Source organism: Kitasatospora sp. NPDC008050, assembly GCF_042957465.1.
In the GTDB taxonomy this organism is placed as follows: Bacteria; Actinomycetota; Actinomycetes; order Streptomycetales; family Streptomycetaceae; genus Kitasatospora.
This window is the reverse complement of the sequence record NZ_JBIBIJ010000028.1, coordinates 15,202-33,559: the sequence shown is the minus strand read 5'-3', so window position 1 is coordinate 33,559 and position 18,358 is coordinate 15,202. Positions and strand designations below refer to the sequence as shown.

The window sequence follows — 18,358 nt, the reverse complement described above, 5'->3', positions numbered from 1 at the left end:
GGGTTGTCGTTGTCGCCGACGGTGATGTTCGAGTACAAGACGATTGCTGATCTGGCGGAGTGGCTGGAGACGCAGCTCCCGGCGGAGGCGAGCGTCCGGGCGGCGGCTGTCGCTGCGCCGGTGGTACCCGCTGCCTCGGCGACGGTGACGGCGGCCGCGCCGCAGCCTCCCGCGTCACCGCTGCCGCCGCCGGGCGCCGGTCAGCTCGATGCCGTCCGGGCCGCGCTGCTCGACGAGGTGGCCGCGCTGCTGGAGGTGCCGGTCGGGGAGGTGGATCCCGGCGCCGAGCTGGCCGAGTTCGGGTTCGACTGGGCCGGCCTCGCCCAGCTCGCCGAGCGGCTGAACTCCCGTTACGGTGTGCAGCTCACCTCCGCCGTCTTCGCCGAGCACCGCACCGTGCAGGCCATCGCGGCTCACCTCCTCGCTGTCGACCCGGGCCGGCTCGCGGCCCCGGTGGCCGTCCCGGCGCTCGTCCCTGAGGCGGCCCCGGCGGTCGCGACCACGACCGCTGCCGCGGCCCCGCAGCCCCAGGCTCCGGTATACCCGCATCCGATGCTGCACCGAGCCGTGCCGGACGCCGAGGGCCTCACCTTCCACGCGCACTTCGACGGCAGCGAGCCGTACCTGAGCGACCACCGGGTGCGCGGCGGTCGGGTGCTGCCCGGCGTCGCGCACCTGGAGATGGCGCGGGCGGCGGTGGCGCTGGCGCTGGGTGCGGAGCGGGCGGCCCGGGTGCGGCTGGACGGCGTGGTGTGGCTGCGACCGGCGATCTGCGGCCCGCACGGGCTGGAGCTGCGGGTGAGCGTGCGCACGCTGCCCGGTGGCGGCTGCGACTTCACGATCCACAGCGCGGACGAGGACGGCACGGCCACCCTGTGCAGCCAGGGCCGGGCGAGCCTGGCGGGCCCGGAGGACCGCGGCGCCCCGTCCCTGCACGAGCTGCGCGCGGCCTGCGCCGAGGCGGTGTACAGCGCCACGCACGTCTATGGCCGGTACGACCGCATGGGCATGGAGTACGGCCCTGCCCAGCGCACGCTGGTCGAGCTGCGGGTGGGCACGGACGGCGCGGGGCGGCGCCAGGTGCTGGCGGAGCTGAGCCTGCCGGCGGCGGCCGAGCTCGCGGCGGACTGCCGGCTGAACCCGGCCGTCCTGGACGGCGCGCTGCAGGCCACCATCGGACTGTGGCCGGCCGAGGCGGGCGGTGACGGCCGCCCGGCCGCGCTCGCCCTGCCGTTCGCCGTGCAGCGCGTCGAGGCGCTGGCCGCCACCCCCGCCCGGGCCTACGCCTGGATCCGGCACCAGCCGGGGAGCAGCACCGAGGCCGCCTCGGCCCGGCTGGACATCACGGTCCTCGACGAGTACGGCCGGCCCTGCGTGGAGCTGACCGGACTGAGCACCCGCGCCCTGCCGGACCTGCCGCAGGCCGCTGTCCCGCAGGCTGTCGTCCCGCAGGCTGTCGTCCCGCAGGCCGCTGTCCCGCAGGCCGCTGTCCCGCAGGCCGTCGTCCCGCACGCGGAGACGCGGACGCGGACGCAGCGCCCCGCCACCGACATCGCGATCGTCGGCGTCAGCGGCCGCTACCCGCAGGCAGCCGACCTGGACGCGTTCTGGCAGAACCTGCGCGCCGGCCGCGACTGCGTGCGCGAGGTCCCGGCGGAGCGCTGGGACCACCGCCGCTACGCCGACCCGAACGGCGCGAACACCAGCCGCTGGGGCGGCTTCCTGGACGACATCGACCAGTTCGACCCGCTCTTCTTCCAGATCTCGCCGTTCGAGGCCGACTACCTCGACCCGCAGGAGCGCCTCTTCCTGCAGTGCGCCCACCACGCGCTGGAGGACGCCGGCTACACCGGCGAGAGCCTGGCCCGGTCGGCGGCCGCGCCGGCCGGTGACGCGGCCCTCGGCGCGCCGCCGAACCGGGTCGGCGTCTTCGTCGGGGTGATGTACCTGGAGTACCAGCTGCTCGGCGCGCAGGCGCAGGAGCGCGGCCGGGCGACCGCGCTGTGGGGCAGTGCCGCAACCGTCGCCAACCGGGTGTCGTACTTCTACGACTTCCACGGGCCGAGCATGGCCGTGGACACCATGTGCTCGTCCTCGCTGACCGCCATCCACCTGGCCTGCGAGGCGATCAGGAGCGGCCAGTGCGACTCGGCGCTCGCCGGTGGCGTGAACCTCAGCCCGCACCCGAACAAGTACCTGATGCTCGGCCAGCGACACTTCCTGTCCAGCGACGGGCGCTGCCGCAGCTTCGGTGCGGGCGGCGACGGCTACGTGCCCAGCGAGGGTGTCGGCGCCGTGCTGCTCAAGCCGCTGGAGCGGGCCGTCGCCGACGGCGACCAGATCTACGGCGTGATCAAGGGCAGCGCGCTCAACCACGGCGGCCGGACCACCGGTTACTCGGTGCCGACCCCGGTGGCGCAGGGTCAGGTCATCGCCAGGGCGCTCACCGAGGCGGGCGTCGACCCGCGCTCGCTCAGCTACCTGGAGGCGCACGGGACCGGCACCTCGCTGGGCGACCCGATCGAGATCGACGGCCTGACCAAGGCCTTCGGCCACCTGGGCGGCGGGCCGCAGCAGTGCGCGATCGGCTCGGTGAAGTCGAACATCGGGCACGCCGAGAGCGCGGCCGGAATCGCCGCCGTCACCAAGGTGCTGCTCCAGCTGAAGCACGGGGAGCTGGTGCCGAGCCTGCACTCCGGCGCGCTCAACCCGCACATCGACTTCGGGCGCACGCCGTTCCGGGTCCAGCAGCGCCTGGAGCCCTGGCAGCGGCCGACGCTGCTGATCGACGGCGAGCAGCGCACCGTGCCGCGGCTCGCCGGTGTGTCCAGCTTCGGCGGTGGCGGCTCGAACGCCCACGTCGTCATCGCCGAGTACCAGGAGGCCGCCCCGCGCCCCGCGGCCACCGCCGACGGACGACCGGCGCTGCTGCTGCTCTCCGCTCAGAGCGAGGGCCAACTCGCCGAGCAGGCACGGCGGTTGAGTGCCCGTCTGGCGGAGCTGGGCGAGTCCGAGCTGCCGGACGCGGCCTGGACGCTGCAGACCGGGCGGCTGGCGCTGCCCGAGCGGCTGGCGTTCGCCGCGACCTCGCTCGGGCAGGCCCGGGCGCAGCTGGCGGCCTTCGCCGCCGACCCGCGGCGGCCCGGCGCCTGGGTGCGCGGCACCGCCCGCACCGAGCGCGGGAGGGACGCTGAGGCGCTGCGCGCGGCGCTCGCCGACTGGTCCGACCGCGCGGAGCACCAGCGGCTGCTGGCGCTGTGGGCCGAGGGCGCCACCGTGGACTGGGCCGCGCTGCGCCCGGCCGCCGCGTCCGTGCGGCGGATCAGCCTGCCCGGCTACCCGTTCGCCCGCGAGCGGCACTGGGTGGACCCGGAGGCCGGCCCCGCGCCGGCCGAGCAGCCCGCGCCCGCCGCTGGGTCCGGCGCCGCCCCCGCGCCTGCCGCCGTGTCCGGCGCCTTGCCCGCCCCCGCCCCCGCCCTCGCCCCCGCCGCCGTGTCCGCTGTCGCGCCCGTCGCCCCGGAGGAGGTGGACGAGGTGCTGCTGCGCCCCGTCTGGTCCGTGCGGGAGGCCGCTGCGGCCGCCCGGCCCGGGCCGGCGTTCGCCGCCCATCACGTGGTGCTGATCGGCTCCTTCGCGGCCGGCGAGCGCGAGCGGCTGCGGGCCGCCCTGCCCGCCGGTACCGAGCCCCAGTTCGTGGAGCTCGCGGACGGCTCGCTCGACCGTCAGTACACCGAGGCGGCGCAGCGGCTCTTCGCGCTGACCCGCGGGATCCTCGAAGCGGGCGTGCGGCAGCCGGTGCTGCTCCAGGTCGCCCTGGTGGGGACCGCGGGCGCCGCACCCGCGACGGGTGGGGCGACGGCCGAGCTGGAGCGGCTCGCCTGCTTCGGCGCGCTGGCCGGGCTGCTGAAGACCGCTCAGCTGGAGCACCCGCTGCTGCACACCCAGTACCTGGAGTGCCTGGACGGCCCCTCGGCGGCCGCCCTCGCCGCCCGCCTGCTCACCGAGGCGGTCGGGAGTCCGGAGCCGGAGGTGCGCCACCGCGAGGGCCGGCGCCTCGTCGCCGGGCTGGCGGAGCTGACCGGTGCCCGGCCCGCCGCCGCGCCGTGGCAGGAGGACGGCGTCTACCTCATCACCGGGGGCGCCGGAGGCCTGGGCCTCATCGTGGCGCGGGAGATCGCCGCCTCGGTCGGGCACGCCACCGTGGTCCTCGCCGGACGCTCGCCGCTGGACGCGGCGCGGCGCGGCGAGCTGGCCGCCCTGCGCGCGGCGGGGCTGACGGTGGACTACCGGCGGGCCGACGTCGGCGACCGGGCGCAGGTGGCCCGTCTGCTGGCCCAAGTGGCCGACAACCACGGGCCGTTGACCGGCATCCTGCACAGCGCCGGGGTGATCGAGGACGGCTACCTGGTCCGCAAGACCCCCGAGGAGCTGGCGCGGGTGCTGGCGCCCAAGGTCGCCGGGCTGGTCAACCTGGACGAGCTGAGCCAGGACCAGCCGCTCGCCGTCTTCGTCTGCTTCTCCTCGCTCAGCGGGGCGTTCGGCAACCCCGGGCAGGCGGACTACGCGGCGGCCAACGCCTTCCTGGACGCCTACGCGGGCTACCGCAACCGCCTGGTGGCGGCAGGGCGGCGCAGCGGGGCGACGGTGTCGGTCGGCTGGCCGCTGTGGGCGGAGGGCGGCATGGGCGACGCCGCCGCCCGGGAGCTGCTGCACGGCGCGGGCCTCGCGCCGCTGGACACCGCCCGGGGGCTGGCGGCCCTGCGTTGCGCGCTGGCCGGGCGGGAGAACGGGCTGGACGAGGGCAGGCTGCTGGTCGTCGCGCACCGGCGCGGCGCCGAACTGCCCTGGCTCCCGGGGCACGCCGCTGCAGCGGCCGCCGCAGCGGTGGCCGCGGCACCGGTGACCGCGGCCGCTGTCGATGTGGTGGGCCCCGAGCCGGTGGCGGGTCCCGGCGCGGACCGGGCCCAGCACGGTCAGGCCCAGCAGGATCGGGCCCAGCACGGTCAGGCCCAGCAGGATCGGGCGCTGGAGGACCGGGCCGTGGGCCATCTGCGGCGCCTGCTGGCGACGGCCCTGGGGCTCGGCCCCGAGCGGCTGGACGCGGACGCGCCGCTGGAGCGCTACGGCATGGACTCCGTCCTCGCGGTGAACCTGGTCTCCCGGCTGGAGGAGACCTTCGGCCCGCTGTCGCGCACGCTGCTCTTCGAGGTGCAGACGGTGCGCGGGCTGGCCCAGCACTTCGTGGCCGACCACCCGCAGGCCCTGCGCGCGCTGGTCGGCGAACCCGCCGTGGCGCAGCAAGCACCCCCGGCCCCCGCACCCGCCGTACCGCAGGCCCACGCCCAGGTCGCGGCCCCCGTCGTACCGCCGGCCCAGGCCCCCGCGCCGCAGCAGCGCCCCCGCGAGGACGCCATCGCGATCATCGGCATCGGCGGCCGTTTCCCGCAGGCCGAGGACCTGGACGCGTTCTGGGACATCCTGCGCAGCGGCAAGGACTGCGTCACCGAGGTCCCGGCCGACCGCTGGGAGCAGGACCTCGCCCCGGGCGCCGACCCGGACGCCGCCGGCTCCGGCCGCGGTCGGTGGGGTGCGTTCCTGGACGGCGTCGACCGCTTCGACCCGCTGCACTTCGGCATCTCGCCGCGCGAGGCGGTGGCGATGGACCCGCAGCAGCGGCTCTTCCTGGAGACCGTCTGGCACCTGCTGGAGCAGAGCGGCGTCACGCAGGAGGTCATCGAGCGGCGTTACGGCCGGCGGGTCGGCGTGTACGTCGGGTCGGCCTACCAGATGTACCGGGCCGACGAGTCGGACCCGACGCTGGCGGCGCTCACCGCGGCGGCCTCGTTCAACCTGATCGCCAACCGCGTCTCGCACTTCTTCGGTCTGGAGGGCCCGAGCCTGGCGGTGGACAGCATGTGCACCTCCTCCACCATGGCCATCCACCTCGCCTGCGCCGACCTGCTGCGCGGCGAGAGCGAGTTGGCCGTCGCCGGTGGCGTCAACCTCACCGTCCACCCGGACAAGTACACGGCCCTGGCCGAGATGCAGCTGCTCGGCAGCCACCCGGGCAGCCGCAGCTTCCGGGACGGCGACGGCTATCTGCCCGCCGAGGTGGTCGGCGCCGTGCTGCTCAAGCCGCTGGAGGCGGCGCTGCGCGACGGCGACACCATCCACGCCGTCATCAGGGGCACCGCCTCGATGCACGCCGGCCGCTCCAACGGCTTCATGACGCCCAGCCACCGCACCCAGGTGAAGGTGCTGCGGCAGGTGCTGGAACGCTCGGGCGCCACGCCGGACTCGATCGGGTACGTGGAGGCCGCGGCCAGCGGCACGGCCTTCTCCGACGAGGTCGAACTGCGCGCGCTGCGCGAGGTGTTCGGTGCGGTGGCCGAACCGGTGGCGGTCGGCACGGTGAAGTCGAACCTCGGCCACCCCGAGGCGGCCTCCGGCATCGCCCAGCTCGCCAAGGTGGTCCTGCAGCTGCGGCACCAGGAGCTCGCGCCGCTGGTGGAGGTCGGCACCGCCAACCCCAACCTGGACCTCGACGGCTCGTCGCTGCGGCTCTGCGAGCAGCTGACCGCCTGGGAGCCGCGTGGCACCCAGGACGCGGCAGGCCGCCCGGTGCCCCGCCGGGCGCTGATCAACTCGGTGGCCGCCGGCGGCAGTCACGTCAGCCTGGTGGTGGAGGCTCCGCCGCAGGCCGCGGTCGCCCCGGCCGCATCAGCCGCCGCGGCGGACCCGGCGGAGGCCGGCCGCCAGCTGGTGGTGCTCTCCGCCCGGAACCCGGAGCGGCTGCGCACGGCGGCCCAGCGGCTGCACGACTTCCTGACCAACGTGGGCGGCGGCGCGGACGAGGTGAGCCTGGCGGACCTCGCCTACACCGCGCAGCTGGGCCGGGAGGCGCTGCCCGAGCGGCTCGCCGTGGTGGCGGGCAGCCGGGAGGAACTGACCCGGGCGCTCGCGGAGCACCTGACCGCGGGCCCCGGCGCCGCTCCGACCGGGTCGGCCGGCGCGACCGCTCCGACCGCCCTGGCCGCCCCAGCCGCTCCGACCGCCCCAGCAGGGCCGGTCGTGCTCGGCAACGCCGAGGAGGACGCCGGCCCCCTGGGCAGCGTGCTGACCGGCGCCCGGGGCGAGGCGTTCCTGGCCGGTCTGGTCGCGGACGGTGACCTGGAGCACCTGGCCGAGCTGTGGGTGCGCGGCGCCCGGGTGCCGTGGGCCGGCCTCCACCAGGGGCCGCGCCGCCTGGTGCCGCTCCCGGCGACCGCCTTCGAGGCGGGCAGCTACTGGCTCGGCCGCCGCCCCGCGCGACCGGTCACGGAGCGACCCGAGGACGGCCCCGGGACCGCCGCCGGGCCGGCGGCCCCGGCGCCCGGCGACACCCGGCGGACCATGGCCGCGGCCTGGTCGGAGCTGCTCCAGATCGAGGTCGACCAGCTCGGCGCGACCAGCAACTTCTTCTCGCTCGGCGGCAACTCGCTGCTCGCGACCCGCCTGATCAACCTGCTGGCGCGCCGCACCGGCGTGGAGCTGCCCGTCCAGGCCGTCTTCGACGCCCCCGAACTCGCCGCGATGGCGGCCGAGCTGGAGCGCCGGTTGCCGTCGGTCGACTCCCTCGGCGCACCCGAGGTGGACCGGATCCTGGCGAGCATCGGCCTGATCGAGAGCATGAGCGACGAGGAGCTCGACGCCCTGGGCGTCGAGAACTAGGCGGAGGGGACCACGATGAGCACCACCAGTCAGTCCACCGGGCCGGACCTGGTCCAGCGGATCCGCTCGCTGCCCGCCAAGCGCCGTCGCGCGCTGGTCGCGCTGCTCCGGCAGCAGGGCGTCGACCTCCCGGCGCTCGACCGGATCGACGAGCTCGGCTCGCTGGACCAGCTCGATTCGCCGGCCGTGATCGCCACGCCGGCCGCGCTGGACAGCATCCCGCGGCTGTCCCGCTCCGCCGAGCAGCCGGTCCAGCTCTCCTTCACCCAGCAGCGGCTCTGGTTCCTGGCGCAGCTGGACGGCTCCAGCGCCGCCTACAACATCCCGATGGCGGTGCGGCTGCGCGGCAGCCTGGACCGCCCGGCGCTGCTGCGCTCGCTGGCGGCGGTGGTGCGGCGGCACGAGGCGCTGCGCACCCGCTTCGTGGAGCGCGACGGCGTGCCGTACCAGCAGGTCGGCGACGGCGCCGACGTCACGGTCACCGAGGAGCAGCTGACGGACCCCGCCGAGCTGGCGGAGATCTGCCGGCAGGAGGCCGCCGCCCCCTTCGACCTGGAGCACGACCCGCTGATCCGGGCCCGGCTGCTGCGGCTCGCCGAGCAGGACCACGTGCTGCTGGTGACGATGCACCACGGCGTCTCGGACGGCTGGTCGGTGGGCGTGCTCATCCAGGACATCACCGCCCTCTACCGTGCCTTCCACGCGGGGCGGCCCGACCCGCTCACCCCGCTGCCGGTCCAGTACGCGGACTTCGCGCACTGGCAGCGCGGCCGGCTGGCCGACGGCGTGCAGGAGCGCCAGGTCGCCTACTGGAAGCAGCAGTTGGCGGGCGTCGACCCGCGCCTTTCACTGCCCGCCGACCGCGAGCGCCCGGCGGTCAAGACCTACCGGGGTGCGCGGGAGAGCCTGCAGTGCCCGGCCGAGCTGCTGGAGCGGCTGCGCCAGGTCGCCGAGGCGCAGGGCGCCACCCTGTACATGACGCTGCTGGCGGCCTACCAGATCGTGCTGCACCGCTACACCGACCAGGCCGAGGTGGCGGTCGGCACCGTGGTGGCGGGCCGCAACCGGCTGGAGGTGGAGGGGCTGATCGGCTTCTTCGCCAACACCCTGGTGATGTGCGCCGACCTCTCCGACGACCCGGCCTTCCCCGAACTCCTCGCTCAGGTGAAGCGGACCGCGCTCGCGGCCTACGAGCACCAGGACGTGCCGTTCGAGGCCGTGGTGGACGCGCTCCAGCTGGAGCGCAGCCTCAGCCACTCGCCGGTCTTCCAGACCATGTTCGTGCTCCAGCAGGCGCAGACCGAGCGGGTGGCCCGCCTCGGCGAGCTGGAGCTGTCCGCGATCGAGTCCGACGCCGGTGTCACCAAGTTCGACCTGACCCTCGACCTGCGGGAGACGCCCGACGGCCTGGTGGGCACCGTCGAGTACAACACCGACCTGTTCGACCGGACCACCATCACGCGCTTCATCGGCCACTACACCGAGCTGCTGGCCGCCATCGCGGCCGACCCGACGGCGCGGCTGTCCCGGCTCGGCATGCTCGGTGCGGCCGAGCGGCGACAGGTCGTCGAGACGTGGAACGACACCGGCCGCCCGTTCTCGGCCGACCGCTGCCTGCACCAGCTCTTCGAGGACGCGGTGGCGCGCCACCCCGAGCGCACCGCGCTGGTCGAGGACGACCGCTCCTGGAGCTACGCCGAACTCAACGCCTGGGCCAACCGGATCGCCCACGCGCTGCGCCACCGCGGGATCGGACCGGACAAGCTGGTCGGCCTGTGCGCGCGACGCTCGGCCGAGATGGTGGCCGGGATCCTGGGCACCCTCAAGGCCGGCGGCGCCTATCTGCCGATCGACCCCGCCCACCCGGCCGCCCGGATCGCCGAGCTGATCGCGAACTCCGGCACCCGGGTGGTGCTCACCCAGCCGGGGATCGACACCGAGCCGCTGGCGGCCGCCTCGCTGCTCACCCTGCACCCCGACGGCCGGATCACGGGCGGTGACAGCGACGGCGACGGCGACAGCGACGGCGACGGCGACGGTGACAGCCGCGGTGACGGCGCGTCGGTCGCGGCGCAGCGGCAGCAGTGCGAGGAGAACCTGCCGGCGGCGGAGCTGGGCCTCACCGCGGAGCACCTGGCGTACGTCATCCACACCTCCGGCTCCACCGGGCGCCCCAAGGGCGTGATGATCGAGCACCGGGCGGCGGTCAACCGGATCGAGTGGATGCAGCACGAGTACCGCCTGACCGAGCACGACGTGGTGCTGCAGAAGACGCCGTTCAGCTTCGACGTCTCGGTCTGGGAGTTCTTCTGGCCGCTGCTGTTCGGCGCGCGCCTGGTCGTCGCCGAGCCGGGCGGCCACCAGGACCCCGGCTACCTGGTGGCGGCCATCCAGCGGTTCGGCGTGACCACGCTGCACTTCGTGCCCTCGATGCTCCGCTCGATCGTGGCCGAGCCCGACTGGTCCCGGTGCACCTCGGTGCGCCAGGTGTTCTGCAGCGGCGAGGCGCTGCCGCCGGACCTGTGCGCCCGGCACTACGAGCGCCACCAGGCGCCGCTGCACAACCTCTACGGCCCCACCGAGGCGGCCGTGGACGTCAGCTCCTGGCCGGTGCCGGCCGGGCCGCAGCCGCGCCTGGTCCCGATCGGGCGGCCGATCCAGAACATCCGGCTCCAGGTGCTGAACGGGGCGCTGGAGCCGCAGGGCATCGGCTGCGTCGGCCAGTTGTACATCGCGGGCGTCGGCCTGGCCCGCGGCTACCTGCACCAGCCGGAGCTGACCCGCGAGCGGTTCCTGCCGGACCCCTTCGGCGAGGGCCCGAACGCGCGCATGTACCGCACCGGCGACCTGGCGCGGTGGCTGCCGGACGGCACCCTGGAGTACCTCGGGCGGGCCGACGACCAGGTCAAGCTGCGCGGCTTCCGGATCGAACTGGGCGAGATCGAGCACCGGCTGGCCGAGCACCCGGCGGTGGCCTCGTGCGCGGTGCTGGTCCGCGAGGACCAGCCGGGCAACCCCCGGCTGGTGGCCTACACCGTGCTGACCGAATCGGCCGCTTCGGAGCCGGCTGCTTCGGAGCCGGCCACCGCGGACTCGGTCGCCTCGGAGTTGGTCGCCTCGGAGTTGGTCGCCTCGGAGTCGGCCCTCGCTGACTCGGCCCCCGCGGACCTGCGCGCCGAGCTGGTGCGCCACCTGGAACGCACGCTGCCCGAGTACATGGTGCCCAGCGCCTTCGTGACGCTGGCCGAGCTGCCCGTCACCGCCCACGGCAAGCTCGACCGCAAGGCGCTGCCCGCCCCCGGCATCGACGCCTTCGCCCAGCGCGCCTACACCGCCCCGAGCACCCCGACCGAGCGGCTGCTGGCCACCCTCTGGGCCGAGCTGCTGGACTTCGACGAGGCGCGGATCGGTGCCGGGGACAACTTCTTCGCCCTGGGCGGCCACTCGCTGCTGATCACCGTGCTGCTGGCCCGGCTGGGCGAGCTCGGCCGGCACACCACCGTGCGCGCCGTCTTCGGCGCCGGCACGCTGGCGGAGCTGGCGGCCCGGATCGACCAGGACGAGGCGGTGGGGGAGTACACCACCCCGCCGAACCTGATCCCGCCGGGCTGCGAGCGGCTCACCCCCGAGCTGCTCCCGCTGATCGACCTGAGCCCCCGCCAGCTCGACGCGATCGTGGCCGCCGTGCCCGGCGGCGCGCCCGCCATCCAGGACGTCTATCCGCTGGTCTCCACCCAGGAGGGCATCCTCTTCCACCACCTGATGGACCCGGACCAGGACCCCTACCTGGTCTCCACCCTCTACGTCGCCGAGGACGAGGCCGCCTGCACCGCGTTCACCCGGGCCCTGCAGGCGGTGATCGACCGGCACGACGTGATGCGCACCGCCGTGCTCACCGCCGGGCTGCCCGCGCCCGTGCAGGTCGTCCACCGCACCGCCGAACTGCCCGTCGAGCGGGTGCTGCTGGAGCCCGGCGAGGACGCCGAGCAGCAGGCCCGGGTCCTGCTGAACGCCTTCGGCCGGATGCCGCTGGACCGGGCCCCGCTGCTGCGGCTGCTGATCGCCGAGGACCCGGCCGCGCCGCGCCGCTACCTGCTGCTCAACGCCCACCACCTGATCGAGGACGCCACCTCGCTGCGGCTCACCCTCGAAGAGCTCGGCCTGCACCTGGCGGGCCGCACCGACCTGCTGGCACCGCCGGCGCCCTACCGCGACTTCGTCGCGCACACCCTGCGGCACCAGGCGCCCGAGGAGGTGGCGGCGTACTTCCGGGGCGTCCTCGGCGACGTCACCGAGCCGACCACGCCGTTCGGCCTGACCGATGTGCGCGGCAACGGCAGCCGGGTGCGGCAGCTGCGCCGCACGCTGCCCGAGGCGCTCACCGGTGAGCTGCGCGCGCAGGGCCGACGGCTGCGGCTGAGCCCGGCCTGCCTCTTCCACGCCGCCTGGGCGTGCGTGGTGGCCGCCACCAGTGGCCGCGACGACGTGGTCTTCGGCGCCGTGCTCTCGGGCCGGCTGCAGGGCGTGCCCGGGGTGGAGCGGATGCTCGGCAACTTCATCAACACGCTGCCGCTGCGGGCCGGGCTGGCCGGGCGCACGGTGCGCGAGCTGATCGCCGAGGTCGACGCCGGGCTGCGCGACCTGATCGTCCACGAGCAGAGCCCGCTGAGCCTGGCGCAGCGCTGCAGCGGGATGGCGGGCGACGCCCCGCTGTTCAGCGCGGTGGTCAACTTCCGGCACTTCGAGCCCGGCGGCGGTGCCGCGCCCGCGCCCACCATCAACGACGCCGGGGTGCGCTTCCTGGCGGCCGGGGACGCGATCAACTACCCGGTCACCGTCTCGCTCGACGACTTCGGCAGCGAACTCTCGCTGGAGGTCCAGGTCGACGGCGCGGTGCTCCCCGAGGCGCTCGCGGACTACGTCGAGCGCGCGCTGACGGGGATCGTCACCGCGCTGGCCGCGGGCGACGGCGCCGACACCGCGGCGCTCGACATCGAGGTGCTGCCCGACACCGAGCGCCGCCGGCTGCTGACCGAGTGGACCGGGCGCACCGCCGAGGTGGCCGAGCCCTCCCTGCCCGCCGCCTTCGAGGCGCAGGTGGCGCGCACCCCGGACCGCACCGCGCTGGTCTTCGAGGGCCGGGAGCTCGGCTACGCGGAGTTCAACGCGCGCGTCAACCGGCTCGCGCACTGGCTGATCGCGCAGGGCGCCGGCCCCGAGCAGCTGGTGGCGATCCGGCTGCCGCGCTCCTTCGAGCTGCTGACCGCGATCTACGCGGTGCTGAAGACGGGGGCGGCGTACCTGCCCATCGAGCCCGACCTGCCGCAGGAGCGGGTGGACGGCATCTTCGCCGACTGCAAGCCGCTGCTGGTGCTGGAGGAGGAGCTGCCCGACACCGCCGAGCGGCCCGACAGCAACCCGGGCGTCGCGGTGACCGGCGAGCAGACCGCGTACGTGCTCTACACCTCCGGCTCCACCGGCCGGCCCAAGGGCGTGATGGTCCCGCACCGTTCGGGCATGAACTGGCTGGCCTGGAACCAGGGTCGCTACGGCCTGGGCGAGCAGGGCCGGCTGCTGCTGAAGACCTCGGTCGGCTTCGACATCTCGGTGCCCGAGCTGTTCTGGCCGCTGCAGGTCGGCGCGAGCCTGGTGATCGCCCGTCCGGACGGCCACCGGGACCCGGCCTACCTGGCCCACCTGATCCGCGAACAGCGGGTCACCGACGTCTACTTCGCGCCGTCCATGCTCGCCGCCTTCCTCTCCGAGCCGGACGCCGCCCACTGCACCGGCCTGCGCCGGGTGGAGGCCGTCGGCGAGGCGCTGCCGGTGGAGCTGGCCGAACGGCTCGCGCGGGCCCTGCCCGAGGTGGAGCTGTTCAACGGCTACGGGCCCACCGAGGCCGGCGCCGTCACCGCCTGGCAGTACCGCGCGGAGCCGGAGGCCACCGGTGTGCCGATCGGCTCGGTGGTCGACAACACCCGGGTGTACGTGCTGGATCAGGCGCTGCGGCTGGTGCCGACGGGCGTGGCCGGCGAGCTGTACATCGCCGGCGACGGCCTGGCCCGCGGCTACCTGAACCGTCCGGAGCTGACCGCCGACCGCTTCGTGGCCGACCCCTTCGCCCCCGGCGCGCGGATGTACCGCACCGGCGACCTGGTCAAGTGGCGCCCCGACGGCGCGCTCGACTACCTCGGCCGCGCGGACGACCAGGTCAAGGTGCGGGGCTTTCGGGTCGAGCCGGACGAGATCGCGAGCGCGCTGCTCGGCCACCCGGCGGTGGGTGCGGCCGTGGTCGTGCCGCGCGGGTCGGCGGACGCCGTCTCGCTGGTCGGCTACCTCAGCCCGGCGCCGCGCCGGCTCGCCGACGAGGGCGCCGAGGAAGGCGCCGTGGAGGGCGCCGACGAGGGCGGGGTGGGCGGCCCGGAGCTGTCCAGGCTGCTCAAGGAGTACCTGTCCGGTCGGCTGCCGCACTACATGGTCCCCAGTGTCCTCGTGGTGCTGGACGAGCTGCCGGTGACGCCCAACGGCAAGATCGACAAGCGGGCGCTGCCCGCACCGGCAGAGAGCGACCTGGCCCAGCAGGTCTTCGTCGCCCCGCGCACGGTGGCCGAGCGCACCCTGTGCGGGATCATCGAGGACCTGCTCGGGCTGAGCCGGGTCGGGGTGCGCGACAGCTTCCTCGACCTGGGTGGGCACTCCCTGCTGGCCACCAGGCTCACCCTGCGGGCCCGGCAGGAGACCGGCGCGGAACTGCCGCTCCAGCTGATCCTCACCGGTGCCACGGTGGAGCGGATGGCCCAGGCGCTGGAGCAGGCGCCCGCCGAGCGGGAGAGCGTGCCGCTGGTGCCGGCCGCGGCCGGGCAGCCCGGTGACGAGGCGCCGACGGCCCTGCAGCAGAGCGACCTGTGGTTCCTGAACCGGCCCGCGCAGCTGAGCGCCGCGCACGACAACGTGCAGATGGCCTTCCGGATCGAGGGTGCGCTGGACCGCGAGGCCTACGCGCGCGCCGTGCGGGCCCTGGTCGAGCGCCACGCCGTGCTGCGCACCGGTTACCTGCTGCGCGGGCAGTTGGTCACCCAGCGGGTGCACCCGGCCGACGGCTTCACCGTGGACGTCCTGACGGTCGGGCAGGAGGCCGTGGACCAGTGGCTGCGGGCCGAACGGGCCCGCCCCTTCGAGCCGGAGGGCCGCTACCAGCTGCGGGCCCACCTGCTGGCGCTGTCGGAGGCGGAGCACATCGCCGTGCTCAGCCGCCCCTGGGGCGTCTTCGACGGCTGGTCGGTCAACCTGGTGCTGACCGAACTGCTCGGCCTGTACCAGGCGTTGAGCCAGGGCGAGGAGCCGAAGCTGCCGCCGTTGCCGCTGCAGTACACCGACTTCGCCCGCTGGCAGCGCCAGGTCGTGGACGCCGCCGAGCTCGACCGCCAGCAGGATTACTGGCGGCGGCAGTTGGCCGGGCTGCCGGACTGTCTGGCGCTGCGCACCGACTACCGGCGCTGCCCGGTGAAGTCCTACCAGGGCTCCTCGGTCGGGTTCGCGGTACCGCTCGAACTGCTCGGCGGGCTCCAGCAGCTGGGCAAGGAGCACGGCGTCACGCTGTACCAGCTGATGCTCTCGGCCTTCGCCGTGCTGCTCGGCGCGCACACCGAGCCCGGCCAGGGCACCGAGCTGGCCATCGGCACCGCGGTCACCAACCGGCCGCGGGCCGAACTGGACCAGCTGGTGGGCTACTTCGTCAACACCCTGGTGCTGCGGCTGGACCCGGCCCCGCACCGGACCTTCACCGAACTGCTGGCCCAGGCCAGGCAGGTGACGGCCGAGGCCCATGAGCACAAGGACCTGCCCTTCGCCGACCTGGTCCGGGAGCTGGTGCCGGCACCCGACCAGGCCCACTCCCCGCTCTGCCAGGTGATGTTCAACCTGCTGCCGGGCACGGCGGCCGCCACCGGCGGCACCGGCGAGCCGGGCGAACTCGCGGTGCACCCGCTGGCCTTCGACTCCGGCACGGCGCGCTATGACCTCAACCTGGTGGCACAGGAGGGGGAGGAGGGCCTGCACGGCTACCTGGAGTACAGCACCGACCTGTTCGCGCCCGGCACGGCCGAGCGCCTGATCCGGTCCTACGAGCGGCTGTTGCGGGAGATCGCGGCCGCACCGGAGTCCGAGGTGGGCCGGCTGGCGGAGAAGGCCCGGTAGCCGTCGCGGCCGCCGACCCAGGCGTCACGACACGACCCACGGTGGACCACGACCCACGGTGAACCACGACCCACGGTGAACCACGACCCCTGGTGAACCACGACCCATGAACCACCCAGAACCACCCGAAGGAGCCTCACATTGGCGAGTCAGGCGATCGATGCCGGGGAGCGCATCGCCCTGGTCATCAAGAAGACGATTCATCGCTACGGCATCGAGGGCATGCTCCGCTCCACGGTCCGCACCGCCTCGGTGCGCCATCTGGGTTTCGGCGGCGAGTCCATCCGCGGGAGCGACGGGGAGCGGCTGGACATCCTGCTCGCGGCCGCCGCCGACCTGGAAACCGAGCACACCCGCGACGCGGTGCGCGGGCTGTGCGAGGCCGGGCCGGGCCTGCTGCTGCTGGTCGACGGGCCGGACGCGCTGGACGTGCCGTGGATGGCGACCTGCGGCGCGCAGGGCTTCCTGGACTGGTCGGAGCTGGAGCCGCGGATCCTCGCGGACGCGGTCTGCGATGTCATGGCGGGCAAGTTCTACGTGTCGGCCAGCCTGGCCCAGCGGCTCGTCATGCGGGCCGGGCGGGTGCCGCAGGACGGGCCGCCGCAGCGGATCCCGGCCGGGGCCGCGCTGACGCCCCGTGAACTCCAGGTGCTGAGACTGGTCGCGGACGGCCTGAGCAACAAGCAGGTCTCCCGGCGGCTGCTGATCTCCGAGCACGGGGTGAAGCGGCTGGTGGGCAACATCCTGGCCAAGCTGAACTGTCCCAACCGCACGCTCGCGGCGGTCCGGGCCAGGGACGTGGGGCTGCTGCCTGTCTGAACCGGCCTATCTGAACCCGCTCATCTGAACCCGCTCATCTGAACTGGCCTATTCGGTCATCGCTTTCCGCAGTTCCCGCTTGAGGATCTTGCCGCTGGGCCCGAGCGGGAAGGCGTCCACGAACTCGACCAGCCGGGGGTACTTGTAGGCCGCCAGCCGTTCCTTGCTCCAGGCGATGATCTCCGCGCCGAGCCCGGGCCCGGGCTCGGCGCCGGGCCGGGTCCGCACCACCGCGCAGACCTCCTCGCCGTGCCGCTCGTGCGGCAGGCCGATCACGGCCACCTCGGCGACCGCAGGGTGGCGGACCAGCACCTCCTCGACCTCGCGCGGGTAGACGTTGTACCCGCCGCGCAGCACCATGTCCTTCTTGCGGTCCACGACCGACAGATAGCCGTCCTTGTCCTTCACGCCCAGGTCGCCGGAGCGGAACCAGCCGTCCACCAGCACCTCGGCGCTGGCCTCGGGACGGCCCAGGTAGCCGGCCATCACGTTGTGGCCGCGCACCACGATCTCGCCCACCTCGCCCGCCGGCAGCAGCTCGATCCGCCCCTCCAGGTCGGCCCGGGCGATCTCCGCCTCCACCCCCCAGATCGGCCGCCCCACCGTGCCGGCCCGCCGCGGCCAGGCGGGCTGGTTGTAGGCGACCACGGGCGAGGTCTCGGTCAGGCCGTAGCCCTCGTAGATCCGGCAGTCGAACACCCTCTCGAACCGCTCCAGGACCGGCACGGGCAGCGCCGAGCCGCCGCTGAAGACACGGTCCAGCGGCGGCCGGCGGGTGTCCTGCTCCGCCGCGTCGAGCAGCCCGAGCAGCATCGTGGGCACGCCCATCAGCACGGTGCAGCCCTGTTCCGCCATGAGCGCGAGGGCGCGCGGTGCCTCGAAGCGGTCCATCAGCACCAGGGTGGCGCCGGCCCGGAAGCAGGTGAGCATGCCGCAGATCTGGCCGAAGGTGTGGAACAGCGGCAGGCACCCCAGCAGCACGTCCTCGGCCCGCAGGTCGAAGGGGGACTCCATCCCCACCGTCACGTTCAGCGTGACGTTCAGCTGCGTCAGCATCGCGCCCTTGGGGTGCCCGGTGGTGCCGGAGGTGTAGAGCACCAGCGCGAGGTCGCCGGGCTCGCGGGGCGCCGGGCGCTCGACGGGCTCGGCCCGCTCGGCGAGTGCCGCAAGGCTCGTCGTGCCCGGCTCCGACGCCGCGTCCACGGTCAGCAGCCGCACCCCCGCCGCCGCGGCCGCCGGCCGCCCCTCGGGCAGCAGCGGTCCGGCGCAGACCAGCGCGCGGCAGCCGGCGTCCCGCAGCACGTACGCGATCTCGTGCGCCTTCAGCAGCGCGTTGACCGGCACCACCACGGCGCCGAGTGCCAGCGCGCCGAAGTAGGCCAGCGGGAACTCGATCTGATTGCCGATCAGCAGCGCCACCCGGTCACCGGGCCCGACGCCCTCGGCGGCCAGCGCCGCGGCGTACTGCCGCGCCCGGTGCCAGAGCGTGCGGTAGCCGTACGTCCGGGTGCCGCAGACGATCGCGGGGTGCTCCGGACGCCGCGCCGCGGCCTCGGCCAGCACAGCCGCCAGGGACAGGGACATGCGCGTCTCCTTCGGTGGGTGAGCGCGCCGGCCGACCCGCAGGGCTCGG

At 74.8% G+C, this 18,358-nt stretch carries 4 protein-coding genes; 3 read left to right on the top strand and 1 reads right to left on the bottom strand.

All coding sequences use genetic code 11. From position 1 onward, the window contains the following. The first annotated feature begins 24 nt into the window (after window positions 1–24). From ACFZB9_RS34500 to ACFZB9_RS34490, 3 genes are all read left to right on the top strand, one after another. On the top strand, window positions 25–7,710 hold the full coding sequence (locus ACFZB9_RS34500) for an SDR family NAD(P)-dependent oxidoreductase (RefSeq protein ID WP_391453808.1): 7,686 nt from the start codon (window positions 25–27) through the stop codon (window positions 7,708–7,710). 15 nt (window positions 7,711–7,725) lie between these two features. Continuing rightward, complete coding sequence (locus tag ACFZB9_RS34495; RefSeq protein ID WP_391453806.1) at window positions 7,726–15,906, top strand: amino acid adenylation domain-containing protein; 8,181 nt, start codon at window positions 7,726–7,728, stop codon at window positions 15,904–15,906. A gap of 141 nt (window positions 15,907–16,047) precedes the next feature. Next, window positions 16,048–16,725 (top strand): response regulator transcription factor, encoded by a 678-nt coding sequence (locus ACFZB9_RS34490; RefSeq protein ID WP_391453805.1) that lies wholly within the window; start codon window positions 16,048–16,050, stop codon window positions 16,723–16,725. A 48-nt stretch (window positions 16,726–16,773) separates the two neighbouring features. Here ACFZB9_RS34490 and ACFZB9_RS34485 read toward each other — a convergent pair whose 3' ends face one another. Continuing rightward, window positions 16,774–18,309 (bottom strand): long-chain fatty acid--CoA ligase, encoded by a 1,536-nt coding sequence (locus tag ACFZB9_RS34485; RefSeq protein WP_391453803.1) that lies wholly within the window; start codon window positions 18,307–18,309, stop codon window positions 16,774–16,776. Between the last annotated feature and the right edge of the window lie 49 nt (window positions 18,310–18,358).

Coding starts and splice junctions, on each gene's coding strand:
- ACFZB9_RS34500 (WP_391453808.1), top strand. CDS start 25: ATGTTCGAGTACAAGACGATTGCTGATCTGGCGGAGTGGCTGGAGACG.
- ACFZB9_RS34495 (WP_391453806.1), top strand. CDS start 7,726: ATGAGCACCACCAGTCAGTCCACCGGGCCGGACCTGGTCCAGCGGATC.
- ACFZB9_RS34485 (WP_391453803.1), bottom strand. CDS start 18,309: ATGTCCCTGTCCCTGGCGGCTGTGCTGGCCGAGGCCGCGGCGCGGCGT.